The 24,069-nt window shown below is 72.5% G+C and carries 23 protein-coding genes; 11 read left to right on the top strand and 12 right to left on the bottom strand.

The annotated features are described in order from the left end of the window. Entirely contained in the window at positions 1 to 783 is a 783-nt protein-coding gene (locus ACPCUX_RS08635) for a fumarylacetoacetate hydrolase family protein (protein WP_034654511.1), read from the bottom strand. A 31-nt stretch (positions 784 to 814) separates the two neighbouring features. Continuing rightward, positions 815 to 1,705, bottom strand: a complete 891-nt coding sequence (locus ACPCUX_RS08630; protein ID WP_083385369.1) for a methyltransferase domain-containing protein — start codon at positions 1,703 to 1,705, stop codon at positions 815 to 817. A gap of 129 nt (positions 1,706 to 1,834) precedes the next feature. Between ACPCUX_RS08630 and ACPCUX_RS08625 the strand changes: the two genes are divergently transcribed. The 3 genes from ACPCUX_RS08625 to ACPCUX_RS08615 all read left to right on the top strand — a co-directional run bounded on the left by ACPCUX_RS08625 (position 1,835) and on the right by ACPCUX_RS08615 (position 4,530). Then, entirely contained in the window at positions 1,835 to 3,055 is a 1,221-nt protein-coding gene (locus tag ACPCUX_RS08625) for a heparan-alpha-glucosaminide N-acetyltransferase domain-containing protein (protein ID WP_423388563.1), read from the top strand. A gap of 10 nt (positions 3,056 to 3,065) precedes the next feature. Continuing rightward, positions 3,066 to 4,073, top strand: a complete 1,008-nt coding sequence (locus ACPCUX_RS08620) for an aldo/keto reductase (protein WP_396052212.1) — start codon at positions 3,066 to 3,068, stop codon at positions 4,071 to 4,073. Positions 4,074 to 4,149: 76 nt separating this feature from the next. Further along, positions 4,150 to 4,530, top strand: a complete 381-nt coding sequence (locus tag ACPCUX_RS08615; protein WP_423388562.1) for an MmcQ/YjbR family DNA-binding protein — start codon at positions 4,150 to 4,152, stop codon at positions 4,528 to 4,530. 24 nt (positions 4,531 to 4,554) lie between these two features. Here the strand turns inward: ACPCUX_RS08615 and ACPCUX_RS08610 are convergent, their stop codons facing one another. From ACPCUX_RS08610 to ACPCUX_RS08600, 3 genes are all read right to left on the bottom strand, one after another. Next, the gene (locus ACPCUX_RS08610) at positions 4,555 to 5,502 is read right to left on the bottom strand and encodes a hypothetical protein (protein ID WP_423388561.1); all 948 of its coding nucleotides are present in this window, start codon (positions 5,500 to 5,502) and stop codon (positions 4,555 to 4,557) included. 28 nt (positions 5,503 to 5,530) lie between these two features. Then, complete coding sequence (locus ACPCUX_RS08605; protein ID WP_085387633.1) at positions 5,531 to 6,598, bottom strand: DUF4190 domain-containing protein; 1,068 nt, start codon at positions 6,596 to 6,598, stop codon at positions 5,531 to 5,533. A gap of 1,212 nt (positions 6,599 to 7,810) precedes the next feature. After that, positions 7,811 to 8,077 (bottom strand): hypothetical protein, encoded by a 267-nt coding sequence (locus ACPCUX_RS08600; RefSeq protein ID WP_085387632.1) that lies wholly within the window; start codon positions 8,075 to 8,077, stop codon positions 7,811 to 7,813. 301 nt (positions 8,078 to 8,378) lie between these two features. Here ACPCUX_RS08600 and ACPCUX_RS08595 point away from each other — a divergent pair, with 301 nt between their 5' ends. After that, positions 8,379 to 9,215 carry a hypothetical protein gene (locus ACPCUX_RS08595; protein ID WP_137281010.1) on the top strand — a complete coding sequence of 279 codons (837 nt, stop codon included), beginning with the start codon at positions 8,379 to 8,381 and terminating at the stop codon, positions 9,213 to 9,215. 4 nt (positions 9,216 to 9,219) lie between these two features. Here the strand turns inward: ACPCUX_RS08595 and ACPCUX_RS08590 are convergent, their stop codons facing one another. After that, positions 9,220 to 9,723, bottom strand: coding sequence for a hypothetical protein (locus ACPCUX_RS08590; protein ID WP_423388560.1), 504 nt, complete (start codon positions 9,721 to 9,723; stop codon positions 9,220 to 9,222). Positions 9,724 to 9,884: 161 nt separating this feature from the next. On the opposite strand from ACPCUX_RS08590, the gene ACPCUX_RS08585 reads away from it, so the two are divergent. Next, positions 9,885 to 10,190 carry a histone-like nucleoid-structuring protein Lsr2 gene (locus ACPCUX_RS08585; protein ID WP_034654496.1) on the top strand — a complete coding sequence of 102 codons (306 nt, stop codon included), beginning with the start codon at positions 9,885 to 9,887 and terminating at the stop codon, positions 10,188 to 10,190. Between the two features lie 31 nt (positions 10,191 to 10,221). Here the strand turns inward: ACPCUX_RS08585 and ACPCUX_RS08580 are convergent, their stop codons facing one another. The 3 genes from ACPCUX_RS08580 to ACPCUX_RS08570 form a co-directional block, all read right to left on the bottom strand. Then, positions 10,222 to 10,563 (bottom strand): hypothetical protein, encoded by a 342-nt coding sequence (locus ACPCUX_RS08580; protein WP_137281009.1) that lies wholly within the window; start codon positions 10,561 to 10,563, stop codon positions 10,222 to 10,224. Positions 10,564 to 11,104: 541 nt separating this feature from the next. Next, entirely contained in the window at positions 11,105 to 11,356 is a 252-nt protein-coding gene (locus tag ACPCUX_RS08575) for a hypothetical protein (RefSeq protein ID WP_034654493.1), read from the bottom strand. Beyond that, positions 11,353 to 12,138 carry a hypothetical protein gene (locus ACPCUX_RS08570; RefSeq protein ID WP_034654492.1) on the bottom strand — a complete coding sequence of 262 codons (786 nt, stop codon included), beginning with the start codon at positions 12,136 to 12,138 and terminating at the stop codon, positions 11,353 to 11,355. Before ACPCUX_RS08570 ends, ACPCUX_RS08575 begins: the two co-directional genes overlap by 4 nt. A gap of 397 nt (positions 12,139 to 12,535) precedes the next feature. On the opposite strand from ACPCUX_RS08570, the gene ACPCUX_RS08565 reads away from it, so the two are divergent. The 4 genes from ACPCUX_RS08565 (at position 12,536) to ACPCUX_RS08550 (ending at position 15,500) form a co-directional block, all read left to right on the top strand. Beyond that, complete coding sequence (locus ACPCUX_RS08565) at positions 12,536 to 12,751, top strand: hypothetical protein (RefSeq protein WP_043655110.1); 216 nt, start codon at positions 12,536 to 12,538, stop codon at positions 12,749 to 12,751. A 150-nt stretch (positions 12,752 to 12,901) separates the two neighbouring features. Beyond that, the gene (locus ACPCUX_RS08560; RefSeq protein ID WP_034654486.1) at positions 12,902 to 13,321 is read left to right on the top strand and encodes a hypothetical protein; all 420 of its coding nucleotides are present in this window, start codon (positions 12,902 to 12,904) and stop codon (positions 13,319 to 13,321) included. A gap of 11 nt (positions 13,322 to 13,332) precedes the next feature. After that, on the top strand, positions 13,333 to 14,028 hold the full coding sequence (locus ACPCUX_RS08555; RefSeq protein ID WP_423388559.1) for a hypothetical protein: 696 nt from the start codon (positions 13,333 to 13,335) through the stop codon (positions 14,026 to 14,028). Positions 14,029 to 14,261: 233 nt separating this feature from the next. Next, a complete protein-coding gene (locus ACPCUX_RS08550; RefSeq protein ID WP_128082835.1) occupies positions 14,262 to 15,500 on the top strand; it encodes a PIN-like domain-containing protein in 1,239 nt (412 codons plus the stop codon). A gap of 7 nt (positions 15,501 to 15,507) precedes the next feature. Here the strand turns inward: ACPCUX_RS08550 and ACPCUX_RS08545 are convergent, their stop codons facing one another. Next, entirely contained in the window at positions 15,508 to 16,236 is a 729-nt protein-coding gene (locus tag ACPCUX_RS08545) for an HNH endonuclease family protein (RefSeq protein WP_423388558.1), read from the bottom strand. A 44-nt stretch (positions 16,237 to 16,280) separates the two neighbouring features. Here ACPCUX_RS08545 and ACPCUX_RS08540 point away from each other — a divergent pair, with 44 nt between their 5' ends. Both ACPCUX_RS08540 and ACPCUX_RS08535 read left to right on the top strand, forming a co-directional pair. After that, positions 16,281 to 17,270 carry a 3-methyladenine DNA glycosylase gene (locus ACPCUX_RS08540; RefSeq protein WP_423388557.1) on the top strand — a complete coding sequence of 330 codons (990 nt, stop codon included), beginning with the start codon at positions 16,281 to 16,283 and terminating at the stop codon, positions 17,268 to 17,270. Between the two features lie 81 nt (positions 17,271 to 17,351). Beyond that, on the top strand, positions 17,352 to 18,179 hold the full coding sequence (locus tag ACPCUX_RS08535) for an aminoglycoside 3'-phosphotransferase (protein ID WP_085387629.1): 828 nt from the start codon (positions 17,352 to 17,354) through the stop codon (positions 18,177 to 18,179). A 27-nt stretch (positions 18,180 to 18,206) separates the two neighbouring features. Here ACPCUX_RS08535 and ACPCUX_RS08530 read toward each other — a convergent pair whose 3' ends face one another. After that, positions 18,207 to 18,800, bottom strand: coding sequence for a YdeI/OmpD-associated family protein (locus tag ACPCUX_RS08530; protein WP_423388556.1), 594 nt, complete (start codon positions 18,798 to 18,800; stop codon positions 18,207 to 18,209). A 118-nt stretch (positions 18,801 to 18,918) separates the two neighbouring features. After that, a complete protein-coding gene (locus tag ACPCUX_RS08525; RefSeq protein WP_423388555.1) occupies positions 18,919 to 23,985 on the bottom strand; it encodes a glycoside hydrolase domain-containing protein in 5,067 nt (1,688 codons plus the stop codon). Positions 23,986 to 24,069: the final 84 nt, after the last annotated feature.

The raw sequence follows: 24,069 nt of genomic DNA, 5'->3' as shown, positions 1-24,069 counted from the left end.
TCAGCCGCGCCGGACGACCGGGTTGCTCAGGACGCCCAGCCCCTCGACCTCGCACTCGACGCGGTCGCCGACGTCGATCAGCCCGACGCCCGCGGGGGTGCCGGTGAGGATGACGTCGCCGGGCAGCAGGGTCATCGCCTCGGAGACGTACGACACGAGGAACGGGATGTCGAAGATCATGTCGCTCGTGCGGCCGTCCTGCTTGACCTCGCCGTTGACGCGGCTGCGGACGCCGACGTCCTCCGGGTTCAGGTCGGTGTCGATCCACGGCCCGAGGGGGCACGCGGAGTCGAAGCCCTTGGCGCGCGCCCACTGGCCGTCGGTGCGCTGCGCGTCGCGCGCGGTGACGTCGTTCGCGACGGTGTACCCGAGCACGTACGCCGGCGCGGCCTCGGGCGACACGTCCTTCGCGAGGCGCCCGATGACGACCGCGAGCTCGGCCTCGTACGAGACCTCCTGCGAGAAGTCGGGCAGGACGATCGGGTCGTCCGGGCCGACGACCGACGTGTTCGGCTTGAGGAAGAGCAGCGGGCTCGTCGGGACGTCGTTGCCCATCTCCTTCGCGTGGTCCGCGTAGTTGCGGCCCACGGCGACCACCTTGGAGCGCGGGATCACCGGCGCGAGGAGCCGGACGCCGTCGCCCAGCTCGACGCGCTCGCCCGTCGGCGTGACGGGCATGTAGAGCGGGTCGCCCGTGAGGACCGCGAGGTAGGTGCGGTCCCCCTCCTGCTGGACGAGGGCGTAGCGGGGGTCGTCTCCGGTGGTGAATCTCGCGATGCGCACGGGCCCAGGCTATCCGGCCGTGCCCGGTCGATCACGCGCGGGCGAGGACCTCGCCGTTGAGGACGGCGAACCAGCCCGCCGGCTCCTCGGCCCAGCGCAGCCAGTCCTGCGCGAGCTGCTCGAGCGCGACGTCGTCCGCGAGCGCCGACTCCTTCGCCTGGACGGCGAAGTTCGACGCGACGCAGCGCTCGGCCCACAGCCCGCCCCACCACGTGCGGTCGGCGGGGGTGGCGTAGCACCAGGTGCTCGCGCTGGGCTCGATCCCGTCGAGCGGGAACCCGGCGTCCTGCACCCAGGAGAAGAGGCGACGGCCGGCGTCGGCCTCGTACCCGTAGGCGTGCGTGACCTCGTGGTAGAGCGTGTTCCACTCGGTGAGCCCCGGCGACTCGGGGTACCAGGTCATCGCGGCGTAGTCGGCGTCGCGCACGGCGACGAGCCCGCCCGGCTTCGTGACGCGTCGCATCTCGCGCAGCGCGGCGATCGGGTCGGACAGGTGCTGCAGGAGCTGGTGCGCGTAGACGACGTCGAACGTGCCGTCGGCGAACGGCAGCTCGTAGGCGTTCGCGTGCTGGAACGTGATGTTCGCGGTGCCGCGCTGGGCGGCGAGCTCGCGCGCGCTGTCGAGGACGGCCTCCGACGCGTCGACGCCGACGACCCGCCCGTCGCCGACGCGGTCGGCGAGGTCGACGGTGACCGTGGCCGGGCCGCAGCCGACGTCGAGGAGGCTCATGCCGGGGCGCAGGTGCGGCAGGAGGAAGCCGGCCGAGTTCTCGGCCGTGCGCCAGCGGTGCGAGCGCAGCACGGACTCGTGGTGGCCGTGGGTGTACGACTCGGACTCCTGCGCGGGGTCGCTGCCTGCCCCGGTGGGGGCGTCGGCGTGGTGCTCGGCGGCCTCGTCGGCGCCGTGGGGGGTGTGCGTCATACCCGCACCGTAGGCCGCGGGTGCGGCGTTCTCGACCCCGTTCTCACACTCTGGGCGCGCGGTCCCCGCGCGGCTCGTCCCCGGCGTGGCGGCGGGGTGGGAGCGCGCCCGCGCACGGACAATCCCCCCATGACGGCCGCGACCGGCACGACCTCCGCCCCGGGCGACCCTGCTCGCCCCTCCGCCGGCTTCGCGCGGCGCCACGCCGCGCTCCTGCTCGGCGGGCCGGGCCGCGTCACAGGGCTCGACGTCGCGCGCGGGGTCGCGGTCCTCGGGATGTTCGCGGCGCACGTGGGCTTCACGACGGACGACTTCGGCGAGGTCTCCGGCTGGCTCTCGCTGTCGCACGGCCGCTCGTCGGTCCTCTTCGCGCTCGTGGCCGGGGTGTCGCTCGCCCTCGTCTCGGGCGGACGCACCCCGCTCGACGGGCTGCCCGCGCTCCAGAACCGCACCCGGGTCCTCGTGCGCGCGGTGCTCCTGCTCGCCCTGGCCGGGCTGCTGGACCTGCTCGGCACGCGCGTGCTGCTCATCCTCGGCTTCTACGCCGCCTACTTCGTGCTCGCGCTGCCGTTCCTGCGCTGGCGGCGCCGGGACCTCCTGGTCCTCGCGGGCGTGGTCGCCGTCGTCGGCCCGGTACTCGCCCTGTGGCTCCCGGAGGTGCTCGCGCGCGCCGGGCTCCACCTGCCCGACGACGGGTCGGGCGCGCTCACGGACTTCCTCGTCTCGGGGCACTACCCGGCGGTGGTGTGGATGGCGTACGTGCTCGTCGGGATTGCGATCGGCCGGTCCGACCTCGGCGCGAGGACGACGCGCGTCGCGCTGGTGGGTGGCGGGCTGCTGGCGGCCGGGCTCGGGTACGGCGTCTCGGCACTGGTGACGGGTCCGCTCGGCGGGGCGCAGGCCGTGGAGGACGCGGCCGCGGTGTGGTCGAGCGCGTACCGGCCGGAGCCGCTCGGGTGGGCGGACCCGTGGCCGACGAGCGCGTACCTCTGGCTCGCCGGCCCGCACACGGACACGCTCCTCGAGGTCGTGGGGTCGGGCGGGTTCGCCGTCGCGGTGCTCGGGCTGTGCCTGTTCGCGGGCCGGGTCGGACGCTGGGCGCTCGCCCCCGTCGCCGCGGTCGGTGCCATGGCGCTCACGGTCTACTCGGCCCAGATCGTCGTCCTGTGGGCGTGGGGCGACGCGGCGTACGAGCAGACGACGAACGGACCGCTCCTCGCGCTCGTGCTCGCGACGCTCGTGGTGGCGACCCTGTGGCGCTGGGCGATCGGGCGCGGCCCGCTGGAACGGCTCGTCGCGTCCGTCGCGGCGCGCGCCTCCGCCGTCACGTCGTCGCGCGGGCCGACGTAGGGTCGGCCGCATGACCACCACGAGCGACGACACCGCACCCCGCCCCGCCCTGCGCCGTCTCGGCCGGTCCGGCCTGGCCGTGTCCGCCGTCGGGCTGGGGTGCAACAACTTCGGGCGCCCCTCGACGGCGACGGAGACCCTGGAGGGCACGCGCGCCGTCGTCGACGCCGCGCTCGACGCGGGCGTGACGTTCTTCGACACGGCCGACACGTACGGCGGCCGCCCGGGCCTGAGCGAGGAGCTGCTCGGCCAGGCGCTCGGGTCGCGGCGCGACGACGTCGTCGTGGCGACGAAGTTCGGCATGTCGATGCGCGGGGCCGCGGGGGCGGACTTCGACGCGCGCGGCTCGCGCCGCTACGTCGTGCGGGCGGTCGAGGGCTCGCTGCGCCGCCTCGGCACCGACCGCATCGACCTCTACCAGTTCCACACCCCCGACCCGCAGACGCCGATCGACGAGACGCTCGCGGCGCTCGACGACCTCGTGCGCGCGGGCAAGGTGCTCTACGTGGGTCACTCCAACCGGGCCGGGTGGCAGATCGCGGAGGCAGAGCTCGTCGCGCGCGCGGCGGGCACCGTGCGGTTCGTGTCCGCGCAGAACCAGTACAACCTCGTCGACCGCGCGGCCGAGCTCGAGGTGCTGCCCGCCGCGGCGGCGTACGGGCTCGGCGTCCTGCCGTACTTCCCGCTCGCGAACGGCCTGCTCACCGGCAAGTACGCGCACGGCGCGCGGCCCGACGACGGCCGGCTCGTGCGCAGCAAGCCGCACCTGCTCGAGTCCGCGCCCTGGGAGGCGCTCGCGCGGCTGGGCGCGTTCTGCCAGGTGCGCGGCATCACCGAGGTGCAGGTCGCGTTCGGGTGGCTGCTCTCCCGGTCCCAGGTGTCGAGCGTCATCGCGGGTGCGACGAAGCCCGAGCAGGTGCGGCAGAACGCCGCCGCGGGTGCGTGGCGGCCCACGGCCGACGATCTCGCGGAGCTCGACGAGATCTTCCCGCCGCTCGGGAAGGTCGCACCCTTCTGACCCGTCCCGCCGCGCTCCCGCGGGCGCGGCGGCCGGTCGTGTGGCCCGACCGCGACCGGCTGCCTACCGTGGGGGCATGGCCTCGTGGGAGGACGTCGGACGGGTCGTGGCGGTGCTGTCGGGCACGGACCTCAAGGACGCGCGCCGGTGGACGGTGCACGGCAAGCTCTTCGTGTGGGAGCGCCCCCTGCGCCCGCGCGACCTCGACGAGCTGGGCGACGCGGCCCCGGCGGAGCCGCCCGTCGCGCTGCGCGTCGCGGACGAGGGCGAGAAGGCCGCGCTGATCCAGGACGACCCCGGCACGTTCTTCACGACGAGCCACTTCGACGGGTACCCGATCGTGCTCGCGCGGCTCGACCGGGTCCCTGTGCCGGAGCTCGAGGAGCTCGTGCAGGACGCGTGGCTCGCCCGCGCCCCGCACCGCCTCGCGCAGGAGTACCTGCGACGCACGGAGTGACGCCTGCGCACGTCGGAAGAGGCGTCACCAGGAGAAGACGGCCACCGCGTAGTTCGCCCACGTCGGCTCCAGCGCCACCGTGACGTCCTCCGGGTCGTGGACGGCGTACACGAGATCCCACTCGCCGCTCGACCCCCGCGCCACGAGGTCGGGACGCTCGAGCAGGACGTCCGGCGCGTAGTCGTACACCCGGCGGGCCACGAGGCCGCCCGACACCGGTTGCACGTCGATGCTCCCGGGTTCGACGGCGCGGCCCGTGCCGTTCGTCAGGCGCACCCGGACGCGCACGGAGTCCGGCGGGTCGCCGTCCCGCACCGCCGCGTGCTCGCTCGGCGTGTACGCCTGCGGGGCCGAGACCGAGACGACGAGGCCGTCGGCGTACCGGACCGAGTCGCCGAACCAGACGCGGTCGGACACGGCCGTGATCTCCGGGCCGTCGTCGGACCCGCCGCCGAGCGGGTACCCGCGCAGCGAGCTCCCCACGCCGTAGCCGGGACCGGCCGCGGGCACGACGTCGACCGCGACCCAGGTCGTGACGACGACCGTCCCCGCGAGCAGCGCGACGAGCGCGCGCGTCGCCCCCGGCACGCCGCGCGTGCCCCGACGCCAGGCGACGGCGCCGACCGTCAGCACGACGGCTCCGGCGACGGGGTAGAGCCAGCCCACGTGCGCCCAGCCCCAGCGCGCCGTCATGGCCTCGGTGACGAGGACGGCCCCGACGAGCAGGACGCCGAGGCACGCCGTGACGAGCACGCCCGTCCCCGGCCGTCGGACCCGCGCGGGCTGCGCCGTCGGTGCGGGCTCGGGGTCGCCGGGGGCCGGGCGTTCCCCGCCGTCTGCGGGCGGCGAGGGCTCCGCAGGGCCGGGTGCCGACGGCGCGGGCTCGCGCTCCCCCGCCGCGCCGGGCGCCGTGCCCCACGCGGGTGCGGGCCCCGCGTCGTCGGGCGGGGTCCTGGGGTCGCTCGTGCTCACCGGTCCGTCCCTCGGTCCCGTGCGCCGGTCAGTACGCGCTCACGCGCGTGACCTCGAAGGTCGCCGTCTTCATGGCCTCCAGGTTCTCGGAGTCGATGAAGTCGAAGGCCTCGACGGTCGTCGACTCGCCCGGGGCGAGCTGGTCGGTGTAGACGAAGTCGGACTCGACGACCGTGCCGTCGGCCGCGACGGCGTCGACGTCGAGGTCGAACGTCAGCGGCTCGTCGGAGGTGTTGGTCAGCGTGAGCGGCAGGGCGGACTCGACCCAGCCGAACTCGTCGGCGGTGCCCTCGAACGTGCCGACCTCGACACCGAGGTCGTTCGCGAGGATCTCGTCCGTCGACTCGCCGAGCGCGCGGTCGGAGTCCTCCTGGATCTCCGAGAGCGTCTGCTCGTACTGCGACGAGGCCTCGTTCGCCGCGACGACGAAGAGGACCCACACGAGGATGGTCACGAGCACCGAGACCACACCGAGCACGATCGCCGCGATCGAGAAGCCCTTGCCCGACCGGCCCTGCTTCGCCTGCGACAGCCCGACGAAGCCGAGCACCACGCCGGCGATGCCCATCACCGCGGCGAAGATGTTGACGAACGGGATCCAGCTGCCGAGGAAGCCGAGGATCGCCAGCACGAAGCCGACGATCGCCATCGTCCCGGTCGACGGCGCCGGCGCCGTGTACGCGGCGTAGCCGTTCCCGTACGGGCTCCCGTAGGGCTGCTGTGCGGCGCCGTAGGGCTGCTGGGCAGGGTCGCCGTAGGGCTGGCCGTACGGCTGCTGCGCCCCGGCGTCGGGGTAGGGCTGCGCGTACCCCTGCGCCGGGGACCCGGCAGGCTGGCCGTAGCCCTGCTGCCCGTACGCGGCCTGAGGATCGGCACCGTAGGGCGGGTGGCCGGGGTCTCCGTAGGGCGCCTGCTCCGGCGTGCCGCCGTACCCGGGCGCGGCGTCGGGCGAGCCGTACGGCTGGGGCTGCGGCTCTCCCTGCGACGCCCACGCGTCCTGCCCCTGTCCGTGCCCCTCCTGCGCCGGGTCGGAGCCCTGCGGCCGGTAGGGGTCGAACTGGTACGGGTCCTGCGGTGCCGTGGGCGGCTGCGACATGGTGCTCCTCCGCGGCCTCGCCGCGAGATCGGTCGTTCGGGTCGGGGTGGCCGGCCGACGCGCGGTCGGCCGGCCGGACGCGCCGGGTCTTCACAGCACGTTCACGGCCATTCTTCCCGGTCGCGCCCACATCGGGAAAACCGCGCGGCGGGTGAAAGTCCGCCGCGCCGACGCCCCATAGCCAGGCCGCCGAGATCTCCTCCAGCTCCGACCGCGACGACGGTATGTCCCCCGCGAGCTCACGCAGCTCGCCCCCGACCCAGCCGCGGCCTCCGCGCCCAGACATACCGCCCCCGACCCGGAGCCGGCTCCCGGCCGCGAGCGCCGCGGGGGTGGCTCGACAGCCCCCGCACCCTCGAAGCGAGGGCCCCGACCGGGGCCCCACGACCCGAGAGGACGACCATGCCCGAGCACCACAGCCCCCGACGACGCGCCCGCCACCAAGGACGCCCCTGGTGGCACCGAGAAGCCGCGACCACCGCCCTACGCCTCGCCCTGATCGCCCTCGCCCACCACTGGCCCTGGTAGCCCACGCCCGTGACCCCACGCCCGACGTCGACGAGCACCCCCTCGACGACCAGCCCACCGAGATCCCCACACCCCCGAGCTCACGCAGCTCACGCAGCTCACGCCCGACGGTATGTCCCACCAGCTCCCCGTCGACGAGCAGCTCGAGCCCGACCAGCAGCTCGACGACCGCGGCCACCCCCCCAGACATACCGCCCGGGCCCCGGCCCGACGAGCCCCCACCCCGACGGCCGCCCGCGAGCGCCCCACCAGCCGCGAGCGCCGACGTCGACGAGCGACCGCCGCGGCCGCGAGCGCCCCACCAGCCCGCGCACGACGACCGCGACGAGACCCGGAGCACGACGACGTCGCCCCCACCGAAGCCCCGCGTCGACGCGGGCCCCCAGCAGCAGCCCGACAACCCGGGCGCGCGCTCGAGCTCGAGGAGAGCTCGAGCCAGACCAGCACGACGGTATGTCTCCCCCTAGCTCGACGAGCTCGCCGCCCAGCTCGACGACCACGAGCCCCCGGACATACCACCGCCGGCTCAGCTCGAGGAGATCCCACGGCGGTATGTCTGCCTGGGGGCTAGCTCGACGAGCAGCTCACCCGGGGACCGCGCGGGCCAGGGCCAGAGCCAGGACATACCGTCCCCCAGACCCCAGCCGGCGAAGCTCCGACGCCCGACCCCGCGGGACGGCCGGGTCACCCCAACGCAGCGACCGTCGCCACGAGCCCGCCGACCGTCACGACGACCCCCACGACGTCGACGACGAGCTGGAGCACCGCGAGCGCCCGGCTGTCTCCCCCGTCTTGGACCTGCGACCCGCCGCGGACGGTCTGCGAGCGAGGGCCGCCGCCGCGGTCGACCTCGACCGCGAGCACGGCGCCTTCCTCGACGACCTGCTCGAACTCGTCCCCCGCGGCCGTGCGCGTCCAGGTCCACGAGCGCCGCGGGCCCCGCGCGCTCACCCGCACGCGCTCCGCGTCAGGAGGCCCCCAACCGGGCCACCAAGGATCAGTGCCCCCAGGCTCCTCCCACGAGGGCTCCCACGGCTCCCACGTCTCCCACGGGCCCTCTGAGGCCCCTCCCGGGCCGCGAGCGCCACCCAGGCCGTGATCCTCCGGAACGCGGCCACGCGCGCGCTCCCCTACCTGCTGAACCTGATCTGCGATCACCATGGCGCGCATGGTGGAGCACGTCGGACCGTAGCGTCGCGCCCTGCTCCAGATTCACCCGTACTGCGGGCCCTTTCGGGGCTACCTTCGGGACATGCCGGATGGAGCCGAGGTCGTCGCTGCTACTGCTGCCTGCGTCGCAGCAGCAATCGTCGCTTGGCAGTCGTGGGAGACGCGGAAGAGTGCGAATGCCTCGCGCGAGGCGGCCCAGGCAGCAGCAGCAGGTCTAGAAACCGCGAACGACGCGCTCGAGATCGCGCGGCAGGAGGAAGGCCATAGCAGGGCACTCGTCGTAGAGGCTCATCGAGCTCGCATCGACGCGACACTTCCAGCTATCTCGGTCATCCCTCAGCAGACGATCTTCTGGCCACCGACGCTCTCGCCGAATCCCTACCAGGCCAACTCCTGGGAACGCTGCCCACTGGACGCGTCTTTCACGCTCCCCGCCGACGCACGCAAGGCGCTCGGTGTCCAGGGCCGCATTGGGATCTACAACGGCAGCCAGAGAGTCGTCCAACTGCGAGTCGACTACCTGCCGATGGACGGTGGAGAGAGGGTCTACGACCGGGTCGTCACGCTGGCCCCAGGTGCAGATCACTCGATTGAGTTTCTCGCCTGGACCTGGATCGAACACTGGGTGACCCAAGAGGATGCCGCAACGCGGTCATTGGAGGGGCAGCCACCTGGAGTCTCCTACTCTGATCAGCTCGACAGTGGGGGGAGCATCAGCTGGTCGTTTGCGATCAGCCATGCCCCGATCTACCAAACGCACGATTCAGAGCCCGGGCGCTACCGCCTCATTTCGGCCGAACCTTCGCCCGGCCGAAGCAGTCCCGGCTCACCGAGCCTCATCGTTCAACGGGAGTACCGAACGTACTGGCTCTCACGACCGGATGGCATAGAACTTCCATCCCCTGAAGTGGCCGAGTAAAAATCTACGGTTCCGGACTCTCCTCTGGCGCATCGTTGGGAGAGGTACGTGGCAGGTCTTCGGGGCGAATGTGGTCGCCGAGCCCATGTACCATCCATTGCCCGAACTCAGGCCTCCAGACAAGCGTCACCACCGCTGCTGCGAGGACCACCTGCTCCTCTGTTACCTCGTACGATTGTTCGATGTTGGAGAGAATCTTGACGTACGCAACGTCCGAGGCATCGTGAGCCCTGTTTGCCCTGCTTCCAAAGCCCGGGTTCTGAATAGCCTCGAGGCCTTTCGCGGCCTCTGAAAAATCTCCCCAGACGTCGAGCGACTCCGGAGTGACAAGATTGTGGAGCGCATTCGAGTACTGCACCGGGTCTCGCAGCGCTTTGAGGAACAAGATGCCCACGGCGACTGGGTCGTCGAGACTCGGTTCAGGCAATGCCGCGGCGGCTTCTTCGTCGCTAGCGAACCGTCGACCCTCGTAGTCAGGGTCACGCGGGTCCTCCGGTTGGTTGCTCATGCTTGACCATAGCCAGCCCCCGCCCGAGGGCTCAACGCCGGACGACGCCAGCGCGCAGGAAATCACCCGAGCCTCTGCCTGAGGGCCACTTGCGAAGCGCTGGGACGGGGCCAGCACCGTTCTGGTGCGTCCATGGGCGCCGATGCCCGATCATGGGGCGCATGGTGCAGCAGAAGCGCGTGATCGTGACCGACGACTTGGACGGCACGGAGGGTGCGAAGCCCTACCGGTTCGCGTGGCAGAACACCGTCTACGAGATCGACCTCAACGACGAGCACCGCGACGAGCTCCTGCGCGCGCTCCAGCCCTTCATCGACGCCGGACGACGCGCTGGACGGCGCACCGTGCCCGCCGCCAGTGGCGACGACCGGGCAGCGATCCGTCAGTGGGCGCGCGAGAACGGGCACGAGGTGTCTGACCGCGGCCGCATCTCGGCCGCCGTCGTCGAGGCGTACAACAACCGCTGACCCGGGGCCGCGAGCGCCGAGCGGCGAGGCCCTACCCGACGAGGCGCAGCCGCGTGCGGCGCGTCGACGCTGCCGGGCGCGCTTGGCCGTCGACGGCGTCGACGAGCGGGCTTCCCGGCATGGGCAGGGTGAGTGTCCAGCGGTCCGTCATGCCGCGTGCCGTGCGAGCGACGTCGAGTTCGCAACGACGCAGGTAGCCGGCCCCACGGTCCGGCCCCGCCCAGCGGCGCTCGACGACGTCGAGACGCACCGCGGCCTGATCCCACGGTGAGACACTCACCAGCCCCGAGCCGCGTTCTCGCGCGCGGGCGAGCAAGCGGCGTCGCTCGGATGGGCTGAGGTGGGCGTCGGGGCCTACTACGACGTAGGTCATACCGTCCAGGAGGGCCGCGACGACCCAGGAGGGCCGCGACGACGCCCGCAGGGTCCTCCCCTACCTTGGGGACCAGGGCGACGCGGTCGAGCGCCACGCCCGCGTCGTTGGCCGCGAGCATCCCGACGTCGGGCGCGCCGACGACGGCGAGCCAGTCCGAGGTGCCCTGGGAGGTCGCGAGTAGCGCGAGCAGGAGCGACGTCGAGCCCGTCACGACGCTCGCTGTGCCACGCGGCAGGCGCCCGTCGTCGAGAATCGCGCCGAGCGGCCGCGGGCCGTCGTCGAGGTCGACGACGCCCGGCGTCGACGCGCGCACGCCCGTGCGTAGCTCGGCGCGACGCAAGGTCGCGCGAGCCACCTCGAGCGGGTCGAGCGCGGTCGTCGTCACCCGTCCAGGCTACGCCGCTGTTCGAACACGTATTCCCCTGAGCGAGACGCGAGAGATCGTTGGGAATGCTGGCTTTCTGCATCGTGGACGGTGTCTGTCACGCGGCAGGCAGTGCGAGGGCGCGGGCCCGTGTCTGCGGGCCCGCGCCGGACACTATCGGGGTAGCGGCGTTACCTCGATCCCGATCCACTTGTAGCCGTCTTGGTCGGGGGTCGGCTCGTAGGTGAGGTGCACTCGCTTACCGACGTAGAGCTGGTCGGTGCGCAATCCGCCGCGGAGCATCGGGAAGAAGATCCAGACCTCATGGCGATCGGTGTCGGTCGTGGCGACCCCATGGGACTCCTCGGGGAGCCAGGTCGTGATGGTGGCGAGGTCCGCGGCAGGGGGCTTGTCGCTGGCGCTCATGCGGTCAGCCTGACGGTCTTGCAGACGTAGAGCGAGGCAGGCAGGGTCTTGCCTCCCGAGCGGATGGTGAACGTGAACTGGTCATCGAACTTGAATGTCGCAGGCACGCTGTTCATCGAGAACCCGCCGTGGAACCAGTAGGTCTTGCCCACGTTGGCGTGGCGGGCGTTCATGCCGAGGGAGATCCCGTTACGCCAGCCCTTGGCACCACGCTCAGTGACGGTTGAGTTGATGATGCTCTTCAAGCCGTCGCTCAGACGCAGCCCCCAGTGGACCTTCTTGACGGGGCAGTTGTTCTGGATGCTGAGCCGATTGTTGGCGTCGACGAACTCGCGGTCAGCCTTGCACTTGATCGAGACTGTCGCCGCGGTCTTCATCGCGGTGACGACACCCCCGCCGCCCTGGGGTGCGCCCGCCTCGCGCAGCGCCGCCCCGACTGTTGTGTCGAGCGCGAGCTGGCTCTCAGCCTCACCGGCGGGCAGCACCTGTGCGGTGGCGTCAGCGTCGAGCATGATCTCAAGGTCGCTCGCCACCTCGTGCTGCTCACGTTCGGTCAGGTCGTTGACGTCGACGACAAGGGTGCTCAGGTCTCCGGGCCCCTCACCGACGTCGATCACTAGGACCTCGGCCTGAGGATCGAGGCCATCAAGCACGGCCACGTCCGTGGTCGGGTCTTGTGTGGCGGTGCTCGATTCCTGCGCGGCAGCCGTGGGAATGGATGCGGCGCAGAGCGCCATCACGGTGACGAGTGCTGTGGTCGAGCGCCTCATCTGCTGCTTCATGCCTGGCGGTCTCCTTCGACTGAAGCGTCTGGCCCCCTGCGGGCCGACGCGCCCCACCGTGGCAGTCACCTCGGCCAGGTGCTCGCCCAGACACAAGATCGAGGACCTTTGTCACCCGTTCGGGGCTGAATGGCCTTCGGGCCGTCTTCCGGCCTCGTACCCCCGCTACGCGCCGCTGGCCGCGGGCTCCTCTCCTCCTCGTCAGGCCCGCGTCGACAACAACACCCTGGAGAACATCCGGGTGCGACGAGATGTGCGGGCTCAGCAGTTGCGTCGCCTACGTCGACGACGCCTTGGCGAGAACCCAATAGAACTGGTGTTCGAATACGATTGTGTCGTGGGTACTCGTCGACGTCCGCCTCCGGGCGGCTGACCGTCCGGCATCGAGACGGTCCCGATGCGCGACCACGCCGATGAAGCGCCCGAGCTCGCGCGGCGCGGCGAGCGGATCGTGCGACCGGCCGAGGGCATCCCGGTGCGCGCGTGGGTCACGCAGCGCCAGAGCGGCGAGGCCCGCGTCGACGGCGAGGCCGTCGCATGGGCGGGCCGCCAGGTCCACGTGCGCTACCTGTTAACCGGCTATCGGATCTGTTTGTGCAGGTCAGGTAGTTGAGTGGAGCCTCGAGTTGCCCGTAGCGACTGCTGCAGAGCCGGGCGGGCCGAGGTATCCCGAGACAAGGAACACGTTCGGGCGTACCGTCCCAGGCACCAGCAGGGGGCTGCAGGAGTTCGCGCACGCTCCCGACGAGAGAGAAGCGTGGAAATGAACGAATCGATCGCTTTGCGTACACGCAAGGGGTTGATCCCCCTTGCCGTGCTGGCAACGATCCTGGTTGCCCTACTTGTCGGCGCTCGCCCGGCAGCCGCAGCAGCGGCGTGCGCAGCTGCTGAGAACGCCCAGGCCGAGGTTGCCCAGCTTCACGTCGCCAGCGAGCTCCAGGGCATCGATGAGCGGGGCGCTGTCGACACTGATGACGGCGGGGTCATCGTCACGCCGCAGGTCATCACCTGGACGCCCTACGACGGTTTCCACATCACGTCGTCTGCGAACTGTCAGTCTCGTATGGCGTACCTGAAGAAGGTGGCACCGGACTTCAAGTCATGGAAGTGCCAGCGGTTCTACGTGCCGGGCTGCCCGACCGGGTACTACTACTGGATGGTCATGGTGGGGACGAACTACTGAGCGCCATCACCGTGATCGAAGGGCTGCAGCCGGGGTCACGAGTGGTGGCCGCCGGACTCCCCATTGTGGTCGAGGGCGAGACAGGCCTCGCCCTCGACCCGGAACATGCGCAGACTGCCCCTTACGACTCGCCATGGACGGTAAGGACCACGTGGCCCGATCCACCCGAGCCCACCCTTCGACCTGACGAGCTGCTGAAGGTGCACGGGATCTGGGACGGCTCCGGCATCGCCGTCTCCCGCGTGACCGTCACGCGCGAGGAACCCAAGCCCCTCCAGCAGAGAGCCTCTGCCGGCAGACCGATCGAGCCATCGCGCTACGCCATCCTGAGAAAGGCGCTCGACGCGCTCACGGCCGCAGACCTGCTCGCCGCAGCGCACACCACGCCAGGGAGCGACCTCGTCGGCGACTTGTGCGTGTTCGACGCCCCCACCGCCCAACGCGTGCTGCGCGCGGAGGGCATACCAATCACCCAGTTCCGGATCGTCCGGTGCCAATGGACCCGAACCGAGCTGGGGACGGCCCGAGGCCTGTACGCGCACGTCCCCGACGAACTGCTCAGCGCCTTCGGCGAAGCGGTAACAGAGCAGCTGCAGCCGCAGGTCCTCCTCGAGGTGAAACTCGTGACACCAGACCTTGCGCGAGCGGTCTCTGATCTTCCAACGGGCCTTGTCAAGGTGACGCCGTACATCCGACCTGATGCCTGAGGGCACGGGCGTGGCACCGACGCATGAGCCCGACGAGGACCGAATAGCCGGGGAATACGTCTCGCGCGAGGGAAGCGAGGGCTGGGCGTGGCTCTGGGCAGACGCCGTCGAGCGCCGCTGAGCCCAGACGCGACGAGCCCCGACCAGCTCAGGGGGTAGCCGGTAGGGGCGTCGTCGTGCGGGAGCGTATCGGCCCCCACCGACAGCGAGCGCCGAGGGCGTAGCGTGTGCGCGTGCGAACCCAGTTCAGCCACCACTACGAGCGGCCCGACGACGACGAGGTCAACACCGCCCTGCGTGAGGCGACGGTCGTGCTCGACACCAACGTGCTGCTCGGCCTCTACCGCGTCTCCCCTGACCTGCGCGCCACGCGACTCAAGGTACTGAAGGCGATCGGCCCCCGGCTCTTCCTCCCCCACCAGGTGGGCATCGAGTTCCACCGCAACCGTCGCGAGGTCGCGGCCGGGATCGGCACCGCCTACGAGACGGTCCGCGCGGCGGCGGACGCGCTCCAGAAGTCCGTGAAGACCTTCGGCGGCGGCGAAGGCCGCTACGACGAGACGACCACCCGCGTGAAGGAGCTCATCAACCCGCTGGTCAAGGCGATCGTCGACGGACTCGATGAGCTCGAGAAGGACGACCCGCACCGCATCGACCAGAGCGACGACCCTGTCCTCGCCGAGCTCGAAACACTGCTCGACGACGACCAGGTCGGCCGAGCCCCTCGGGCGAAGAAGGTCGCGAAGCGTGCCCGCGACTTCGAGACGGTCCGCGTCCCCTTGCGCCTACCCCCGGGGTTCGACGACGCGCACAAGATCACTGGCCGCGGCGTGTCCGCGGCGGCGGGTGACTACCTGCTGTGGTGCGAGGTGCTCGCCCACGCCAGGAAGAACGGGACCGACGTCGTCCTCATCACCGACGACGCCAAGACGGATTGGTGGCAGAAGGTCCCGGGCGGGCGCGACGTGCCGCACCCGCTCCTGGTGTCGGAGTTCCAGCGCGAGACGGGACAGAGGTACTACCAGCTCTCCACGCGCGAGCTCTTGAGGAAGGCTGACGACGCCCTCGCCATCTCCGTCACGTCCCAGAACCTGGAGGAGGAGGACGAGCTCGCGGCGGCGGTCGAGGCCGAGCGGGCCCTGGAACGGATCACCGACTTCCGGGGCCGTCTCACCGTATCCGCGGCAGCGTCCGCCGTCGAGAACGATCTTCTCCGGACCTATGGCCCCAGTTGGAACCTCTCTGACAGCGACCGGGAGCGTCTGATCGCGGCAGCGAGCCGTGGGTTGAGCTCGCAGATCCACGAGGTGGGTCACCTCTTCGGCAGCCACTACAAGGTGCCGTTGACGCCCGAGATGGCGGAGGCACTCCGGGCGCTGCGCCAACAGCTCACGCACGCAGACTTCATCCGACACGAACGCTCAGAGCAAGAACCACCGCCCGAAGAACCGGATGACGAGGGCACAAGCTGAGCGAGATTCAGCAGCCCTCCAGTACACGCTCGATGGCGTCGGCCTCGGCCGCGGTGACCCACAGGCCGTACGCGCTCTTCACCGCGACCTGCGCAGCGACGTACTCACATCGGTAGCCCTTGGCCGGGGGGAGCCACGTGGCGGCGTCGCCCGCTCCCTTCTGCTGGTTCGTCGGTCCGTCGACCGCACGCAGGTTCAACGGGTCGTTGGCGAACTGCTCGCGGGTCTCAGCACTCCACTTCTGGGCGCCCTTCTGCCATGCGTCGGCGAGGGCGACAACGTGGTCGATCTGGACGGCCGAGGACGTGTCCTGCCCGCGCTCGAAGTTGATCGACTGCCCGGTGTAGGGGTCCTGGAGCGTCCCGCTCAGGACGACGCAGCCGTTCGTGCCCTGCTTGAAGGTGACGGCAGTGAGGTCGCGGCGCAGCACGTCGTTGCGGGTGTCGCATCCGTTGCGGTCGGTGTCGGCCCAGGCAGGCCCGAAGAGGTCTCGGTCGTAGCCGGCCTTGGGCGCGCGGCCCTTGACCTCGAGCTCATCGAGTAGCGCCCGAACCTCCTCGACGTCGACGGAGGGGTCGGGTGATGCGGTGGCGTCCGGCAGTTGCGCGGAGCTGCCCGCCGTCTCGCGGAGTTCGTCGAGCAGGGCTGGGAAGTCGTCGCGCGCCGTGGCGATGCTTGCGCACGCGAGCGCGGCGACGACGAGGGTCGAGATGGTGACGGTTCGTTTCCGTGGCACGCGTCCTCCTAGGGCTTCCCCGTGGGCTCTCGTACCCTGGATGCGTGCCTGCGACCGCCACCGCGACCCACCGGACGACGCCCGTCGTCGGCCCTGTCGTGCTGCCCGCCGCGGAGTGGGCGGAGCTCGACCGCGCCCACGCCGAGCGCGCGGACGCGCTCACGGCCGGGTGGCGGCACCGCAAGCCGCTCGGGCAGAAGCACGCGATCGAGGACTTCCTCTTCACCTACTACCCCACGCGCCCGGCCCAGCTCCGGCGCTGGCACCCGGGGCCGGGCGTCGTGCTGGCTCCCCCGACCGCCGCGCGCGGCGCGGCGCCGGGCACCGACGCGGCGCCCCACCCGTACGCCGACCGCGCCGGATGGCGCTGGTACCGGCGCACGCCCGACGGCCTGGCGCTCGACACCGACGCGTTCCTCGCCGACCGCAGCGACACCGTGCGGTACCTGCGCGCCCTGCTCGACGCCACCGCGTCGCGCCCGGGCCGGTTCGGCTGCTTCGGGCTCCACGAGTGGGCCATGGTCTACCGCGACAAGGCGGCCGGGCGCGACCACCGGCACCCGCTCCCCCTGCGGCTCGGGCACGAGGGGACGGACCGGGTCGTCGAGGACCACCCCGTGCAGTGCTCCCACTTCGACGCGTTCCGCTTCTTCACGCCCGAGGCCGGTCCGCTCAACCGCCTGCGGCCGACGCGCGAGACGCAGCCGGCCCTGGAGCAGCCGGGGTGCCTGCACGCGACGATGGACCTCTACAAGTGGGCGCTCAAGCTCACGCCGGCCGTCCCCGGGGACGTCGTGCTCGACGCCTTCGAGCTCGCGCGCGACGTCCGCGTCGTCGACATGCAGGCGTCGCCCTACGACGTGTCGTCGTACGGGCTGGAGCCGGTGGCGATCGAGACGCCCGAGGGCAAGGCCGAGTACGTGCGGCACCAGCGCGCGTTCGCCGCCCGCGGGGCGGCGCTGCGCGAGCGGCTCGTCGCCGCGTGCGACGCGCTGCTCCCGCCGGACGGCGTGGCCGCCCGCTCTCCCCGCTGACGCGCCGACGCGCAGACGAGACCGGCGTCGCGCCGGCGACGGCTGTGACCGGCGACCGGCCCGCGTGCGAGGATCGCCCGCGTGAGCCGCGCCGAGACCATCGCCGAGATCCCCACGGGCCCCGTGGCCGTCCCCGCCGTCGTCCGCGCGCTCGCGGGGGACGACGCCGTCACCCCGGTCTGGCGCAACACCGTCGGCGGGCTGACGTTCCGTCTCGACCCGCGCGGCGGCGAGGCCGCGCGACCGGTCCGGTACGCGAAGTGGGTCCCGGCGGGCGTCCCGGAGATCGACCTGGCGGGAGAGGCCGAGCGGCTCGCGTGGGTCGGCGACCGGACCCCCGTGCCGCGCGTCCTCGACCAGGGCGCGGACGACGACGGCTCGTGGCTCGTGACGCAGGCCGTCGCGGGGCGGTCGGCGGTCGAGGCGCGCTGGACAGGCGACCCGGCGGTCGCGGCGGTCGCGATCGGCCGCGGGCTGCGCGCGCTGCACGAGGCGCTCCCGGTCGCGTCGTGCCCCTTCACCTGGTCCGTCGCGCAGCGTGTCGCGAACGCCGACGACCGGCTCGCACGGGGGCACGGGCCCGACGAGTGGTTCCCCGAGCACCGCGGTCTGGCCGTCGCCGAGGCGCGCGCCCGGCTCGACGACGCTCCCCCGGTCGACCGCCTCGTCGTGTGCCACGGGGACGCGTGCGTGCCGAACACGCTCCTGCACGACGACGGCACGTTCGCCGCGCACGTCGACCTCGGGTCGCTCGGGGTCGCGGACCGCTGGGCGGACCTCGCCGTCGCGGCGTGGAGCACGGAGTGGAACTACGGCCCCGGGTACGACGGCCACGTCTACGCGGGCTACGGCATCGACCCCGACCCGGAGCGCATCGCGTACTACCGGCTGCTCTGGGACCTGTCCTGACGGCGGGGTGCGGCGCGCCGTGCGCCGTCAGCGACGCGGCTGGTGGGCGGCGACGCCCTGCTCGGCGAGCTCGGCGGTCTCCGCGATCCGGCGCGCCCGGGTGTCGGGCCGCTTCGCCTCGACGATCCAGCCGAGGATCGAGCGCCGCACGCCGGGCGTGAAGGCGTCGAAGCGGGCCCGCGCGTCGGGCCGCTCGCCGAGCGCCGCGGCGAGGTCGTTGGGGACGACGAGCGCCTCCGCGTCGTCGTGCCGGGTCCAGGACCCGTCCGCCCGGGCCGCTTCCACGACGGCGCGCCCCGCGTCCGTGAGGCGCCCGTCCGCCTCGACGCGCGCGACCCGCTCCTTGCTGAGGCGCGTCCACCGGGAGCCGGGGCGGCGGCGCGTGAACCACAGCGCATGCCGGTCCTGGTCGACGGTCGCGGCCTGCCCGTCGATCCAGCCGTAGGACAGCGCCTCCTCGATCCACGGCTCGTACCCGAACGTCGGCCGGCCGCTCTCGCGCCGCCACGTGAGGAGCCAGACCCCGGGCTCGGGGTCGTCGTGGTGCGCGGCGAGCCACGCCCGCCACTCCGCGGGGGTCTGCGCGTGGAACGCGGGCCGGCCCTGGTACTCCTCGGTCACGGTGGCGCCTCCGTCGTCGGTCGGGGCTCCAGCGTGCCCGGTCCGCCGCGGAGGCGCCAGGGTGCCGACCCGGAAGGCGCCCCGTCGGCGCCTCCCGGGTCGGTGGTGCGTCCTGCGGTCAGGAGCAGGACGGGACGGTGACGACCTGCTCGACCGTCTGGGTGCCGTCCGCCCCCGTCGCCGTGACGGTGACGTCCAGGTCGCCCGTCGCGGACCGCGCGGCGAACGACTGGTACGCGCTCGCCCCCGGCGCGACGCCGACGAACGACCTCGTGCCCAGTGACGACGCCAGCTCGACGTCGACGGCCGCGTCGGAGACGTTCACCGCGCGGACCGCGACGTAGGGCTTGCCGGCGAGGCAGCGCGGGCTGACCTCGACCTCGACGAGCACGACGTCGGCCGGCTCCTCCAGGGCGTCGACGGCGCCCTGGAGCGCGAGCCGCGCGTCGTGCAGCGCCTCGTCGGACGCCGCCGCGTCGTCGAGCGTCCCGGTCGCCGCGGCGAGAGCCGTGCGGAAGGCCTGCCAGGACTCGGGGCTGTACCCCTCGTCGGTCAGGGCCTCGGCGCTCGCCACGAGGTTCTCGAGCCGACGGCGCTCGGCGGGCACGAGCTGGTCGGTCGCCAGGCCGAGGCGCCGCGCCCGCTCGTCGGCCTGCGCCTGGGTGGCGCCGGCGTCGGCGAGCACGGACCGTGCCGCCGCGAGCTCGCGTGTGAAGACGCGCGCGTCGATCCGGCCGTACCGCGCGATCTCCGCCTCGGGCGTCCCGGCCGCGTCGACCACCGCCGCGAGCGCCGCGGTGTCGGTCGGCGGGACCTCGACGTCGTACGCGTCGGTGAAGAAGCGCATGCTGTCGAGGTTGGCGACGTACGGGTGGTCGGCGTACGCCTCGGTGGACAGGCGCACCCACACCTGGTGCTTGCCGCGCACCGTGCTCGGCAGGTCGACGACGGCGGTCCCGTCCGTCGTCCAGCTCGACCCGGTGTTGGCCAGCGGGACGGTGACGAACGGCTCGCCCGGGTTCGCCGGGTCGAACGCGTCGAGGTACACCGACAGCGCGGAGTTCCGCCCGGACCGGTTGGAGTTGTGCACGTAGTGGACCGAGAGCTGGTCGAGCGCGGCGGAGCCGAGGTCGATCTCGCCGTAGGCGAGCCAGTCGCCGTCCGCGGTGCCGCCGACGTTCGTCACCGGACCGCTCGTCCACGTCGAGCTCTCGTTCTTCAGCCCGCGGCCGGAGTTCGACGTCCAGGCCTCGGACTCGACGACGACCGACGTCGGGCCGCCCGGCGCGAACGTCAGGCTGTCGAGGTTCGCGACGTACGGGTGGTCGGCGTACGGCTCGGTCGACAGGCGCACGAACACCTCGTGCGTCCCCTGCACCGTCTCGGGCAGGACGACGGTCGCGGTCCCGTCCGCGGTCCAGCTCGACCCGGTCGTCGGCAGCGGCACGGTGACGAACGGCTCGCCCGGGTTCGCCGGGTCGAACGCGTCGAGGTACACCGACAGCGCGGAGTTGTTCCCGGACCGGTTGGAGTTGTGCACGTAGTGGACCGACAGCTCGCCGAGCGGGAGCTCACCCAGGTCGACCTCGCCGTAGGCGATCCAGTCGCCGTCCGCGGTGCCGCCGACGTTCGTCACCGGACCGCTCGTCCACGTCGAGGACTCCTTCTTGAGCCCGCGACCGGAGCTCGCGGTCCAGTCCTCGGCCTCGATCGTCACCGTCGGGGACTCGCCCGGCTGACCTGGGGCAGCCGGGTCCTCGGCGCTGAACCGGAACCAGTCGAAGTTGCCGACCCAGCTCCGCCCGGACGGCGCGAGCAGCTCGAACGTGACGACCTGCGCGTCGACGAGCGCCTGCACGTCGCCGAGCTCCGCCGTGACCTCGGTGTACTTGCCCCAGCCGCTCGTGCCCTTCAGGTCGACGGTCGCGACCACAGGGCCGCTCACGTCGCCCGCGTGCACGCGCACGGTGCTCGGCGTGTCCGTCGGGGCGAAGCTCGTGTCGTACCGGACCGTGAGGAAGCGCGGCGGGGTGTCCCCGGCGGCGGTCTCGAAGGTCATGTCGCGGTACTGCACCCACGACCCGGAGCGCACGCCGCCGAGGTTGCCGGACGAGCTGTTCGCCTCGTTCTTCAGCTCCCCGCCCGACCACGCCTCGGACTGCTCGGCCTCGAGCGTGCGGTACCCGCCGCCCGTGAGGTCGAGCGCGTCGGCCGCCGCACCGAGCCGGTCGGCCGCGAACCGCAGCGCGATGCTCGTCGCGGCCTCGTCACCGAGGGCCTCCTGCGCCTTCGTCAGCGCGGTGGAGAACCGGTCGAACGTCACCGAGGAGTAGTTCCCGTGCCGCACGAGCACGGCGTCGTCGACGAGCGCGGCGAGCGCGTCGCGCTCGGCGGACGCCACGGACAGCCGCAGGGGCGAGCGCACCGAGACGCCCTGTCCCTGGAGCGTCGCCGCGGCGACGCCGTCGGCGAGCGCGGCGTCGCGCAGGTGCACGAAGAAGCGCGCGTCGGCGGACGCCGTCCCCGTCAGGGAGACGGTCAGCGCGGTCGGCGACGCGACCGTCACCGCCGCCGTGACGCCGTCGGGCAGCCCGACGACGCTCGCCGCCCCGCTCGTGACGAGGTCCGTACCGGCGGGCGCGGCGAGGCGGGCGCCGTCGAGCGTGAGCGTCACGGTCGCGTCGAGCGCGCCGCCGTCGCCGGTCTGCACGGTGGTCGGTTCGGCGCTGACGCGCGGTCCCTCGGCCGGCTCGTCGGTCGCGGTGCTCATCGAGAACGCGGGCGCGGTGTCCGTGCCCCAGTCGCTCGGCTGCTCGCCCATGCGGAACGCGAGGTCCGCGCCCCCGACCACGGTCGCGTAGTCGACCCACGTGTTGCCGAACGTCGCGCCGTCGAGCGTCGCGGACTGGACGTAGAACGCGTCCTCCGAGACGCCGTCGGCCGTGACCGTGAAGGCGCTGCCGTCGTCGTAGGTGATGGTCGTCGAATCGAAGAACGGTGACCCGACCTGGAACTGGGACGAGCCCGCGGTCACCGGGAACAGCCCGACGGCCGCGGCGACGAACATCGTCGACATCGTGCCCGCGTCGTTGTCCATCGTGGGGAGCATCCCGCGCGGGTCGAGCCGGTAGACCTTCGTCCTCACGGGCGGCGTGAACTCGCCGCCGCCGCTCGGGACGGCGCTCGAGGAGCCCGTCGCGATGTACCGGTTCCAGGTCTCCTTCGTGTAGATCGCGCGCGCCCACTTCTGCGTGAGGCTCGGCTCACCCGTGTAGTTGAACAGGTACGGCGCCTGCAGGTCGATCTCGTTGGCGTTCGAGTGGAGCATGGCCTTGCCGTCGTCCGGTGCGTGCTCCCCGAACATGTGACGCATCGCGAGGCGGGCCGCCTCGGGGCCGCCCATCGCCTCGACGAGCGCGTCCATGTCGTACGCGTCGTACCAGTGGTACTGCCAGAGCGTGCCCTGGTAGAGGCTCGCGGCCTCGAAGCGCTCGTGGTCCGCGCTCTGCCACGAGCCGTCGGCGGCACGCGGGGTGAGGAGGCCGACCGGCGTGCCGTCGGCCGCGGTCCACGCGCCCGGCTTGGTGAGCTTCTCGATCGGCCACGACGCCTGCTCGCGCAGCGTCTCGGCCTCGTCGGTCCGCCCGAGCTCGTCCGCGATCACGGAGAGGCCGTACTGGTCGTAGCCCCGCTGCACCGACGCGCCGGGGTTGCCCGCCACGTAGCCGCGCCGGAGCTCGTCCGCGCTGTACTGTCCCACGAGGCGCTGGAGCGCCGGGTACGCCTCGTCGAGGCGGTCGAACCCGTCGAAGCCCTTGGCGATCGCGTCCGCGACCACGACCGACGACCGCTCCCAGCGCACCGTCGGGACGGAGTGCACGAACCCGCCGAGCCCGCCGCCGGTCCCCGTCGCCTCGGCGTCCGCGAACAGGTAGACCAGCGACTGCACCATGTCCCGGTACAGCGCCGGGTCGATGTAGGCGATGACGGAGAACTTGCGGAAGTCGTCCCACGTGGCCCACGAGTCGTAGTACGTGAAGCCCTGCGCGGCGTGCACCGCGCCGTCGACGCCCCGGTACGTGCCCGAGGTGCTCGTCGCGTTCATCGGCATCGCGAACATGCGGTAGAGGTGCGTGTAGAAGAGCTGCTGGAGCTCGCCCGTCGGGTCCGTCGCCGTCGAGGCGTCGATCGCGACCCGCCCCAGCGTCGCGTTCCACTCCGCGCGCGTGCGGTCACGGATCGCGTCGAACGACAGGTCGCCGAGCTCGACCTGCTGGTCGATCCGCGCCTGCTCGACGCTCACCGGCGACAGGGTGACCTGGAGCCCGATCTCCCCGGCGTCCGCCGGGTCGAACGTGAGGATCGCGCCGGTGTCGACGCCGTCCTGGGCCGTGGCGTCGACGAGCCGGTCGTCGTCGCCCCACGTCTGCACCGTCGCGGGCTGGAGCGTGCGCGCGGTGTAGTACAGCGTGTAGGCCGCGTTGTAGAAGTAGCCCGTGACCTGTCCGGACAGCTCCACGGTGCCGTCCGCGCGCGTCTCGACCTGCACCGAGGACGACCGGCGGCTCGTGTTGTTCGTCTCGAGGTCCACGACGAGGCTCGGCGTCGAGCCCGCGGGGAACGCGTAGCGGTGCACGCCCGAGCGCGTGGCCGCCGCGACCTCGGCCTCGATCGTGCCCGGCGCGCCGGTGATCGCGCCGTCCGTGCCCGCGACGTTGCCGAGCCCGACGGAGTAGAAGCCCGGTCCGGCGTCCTCGTCGTCGTGCGAGAACGGGTGCGCGTACGTGCCCGTGCCGGGGCGCGCCGTGTACGACCCGGACGTCGGCACCACGAGGAGGTCACCACCGCCGCCGGAGCCCCCGACCCCGTCGAGGTTGGTGTGCGTGAAGCCCGAGATCTTCGACTGCGCGTAGTCGTACCCGGTGTTGTTGCGGCCCGGGGTCGTGCGTGGGTTGACCTTCGCGAGGCCGTTCGGCGCCTGCGCGGCCGGCATGTCGTTGCCGTAGTCACCCTCGGTGCCGACGAAGACGTCGACCAGGGACGCGTAGTCGGCCGACGGCGGCTCGGGGGCGGCGCTCGCGGCGGTCGCGGGCGCGAGGCCGACGACGGCGAGCGCCACGGCGAGCGCGCCCGCGACCAGCCGCGGGGCGGGTCGGCGCGGGCGGTCCGGGGTCGCGGGGGTCACGGGTCTGGGGTGCAGGGATCGGGGGGTCGGCAGGCTGGGGGCCATGGTGTCCTCGGGCAGGGGCCGCCGGCGGGGGCGCCGGGG

This window comes from Cellulosimicrobium sp. AB352 (assembly GCF_049538415.1).
Taxonomy (GTDB): domain Bacteria; phylum Actinomycetota; class Actinomycetes; order Actinomycetales; family Cellulomonadaceae; genus Cellulosimicrobium; species Cellulosimicrobium funkei.
The sequence above is the reverse complement of the archived record's forward strand: the minus strand, read 5'-3'. Positions and strand labels throughout refer to the sequence as shown.

Coding starts and splice junctions, on each gene's coding strand:
- ACPCUX_RS08620 (WP_396052212.1), top strand. CDS start 3,066: ATGACCACCACGAGCGACGACACCGCACCCCGCCCCGCCCTGCGCCGT.
- ACPCUX_RS08560 (WP_034654486.1), top strand. CDS start 12,902: ATGAACGAATCGATCGCTTTGCGTACACGCAAGGGGTTGATCCCCCTT.
- ACPCUX_RS08595 (WP_137281010.1), top strand. CDS start 8,379: ATGCCGGATGGAGCCGAGGTCGTCGCTGCTACTGCTGCCTGCGTCGCA.
- ACPCUX_RS08615 (WP_423388562.1), top strand. CDS start 4,150: ATGGCCTCGTGGGAGGACGTCGGACGGGTCGTGGCGGTGCTGTCGGGC.
- ACPCUX_RS08575 (WP_034654493.1), bottom strand. CDS start 11,356: ATGAGCGCCAGCGACAAGCCCCCTGCCGCGGACCTCGCCACCATCACG.
- ACPCUX_RS08630 (WP_083385369.1), bottom strand. CDS start 1,705: ATGACGCACACCCCCCACGGCGCCGACGAGGCCGCCGAGCACCACGCC.
- ACPCUX_RS08570 (WP_034654492.1), bottom strand. CDS start 12,138: ATGAAGCAGCAGATGAGGCGCTCGACCACAGCACTCGTCACCGTGATG.
- ACPCUX_RS08585 (WP_034654496.1), top strand. CDS start 9,885: ATGGTGCAGCAGAAGCGCGTGATCGTGACCGACGACTTGGACGGCACG.
- ACPCUX_RS08605 (WP_085387633.1), bottom strand. CDS start 6,598: ATGTCGCAGCCGCCCACGGCACCGCAGGACCCGTACCAGTTCGACCCC.
- ACPCUX_RS08565 (WP_043655110.1), top strand. CDS start 12,536: ATGCGCGACCACGCCGATGAAGCGCCCGAGCTCGCGCGGCGCGGCGAG.
- ACPCUX_RS08590 (WP_423388560.1), bottom strand. CDS start 9,723: ATGAGCAACCAACCGGAGGACCCGCGTGACCCTGACTACGAGGGTCGA.
- ACPCUX_RS08580 (WP_137281009.1), bottom strand. CDS start 10,563: ATGACCTACGTCGTAGTAGGCCCCGACGCCCACCTCAGCCCATCCGAG.
- ACPCUX_RS08625 (WP_423388563.1), top strand. CDS start 1,835: ATGACGGCCGCGACCGGCACGACCTCCGCCCCGGGCGACCCTGCTCGC.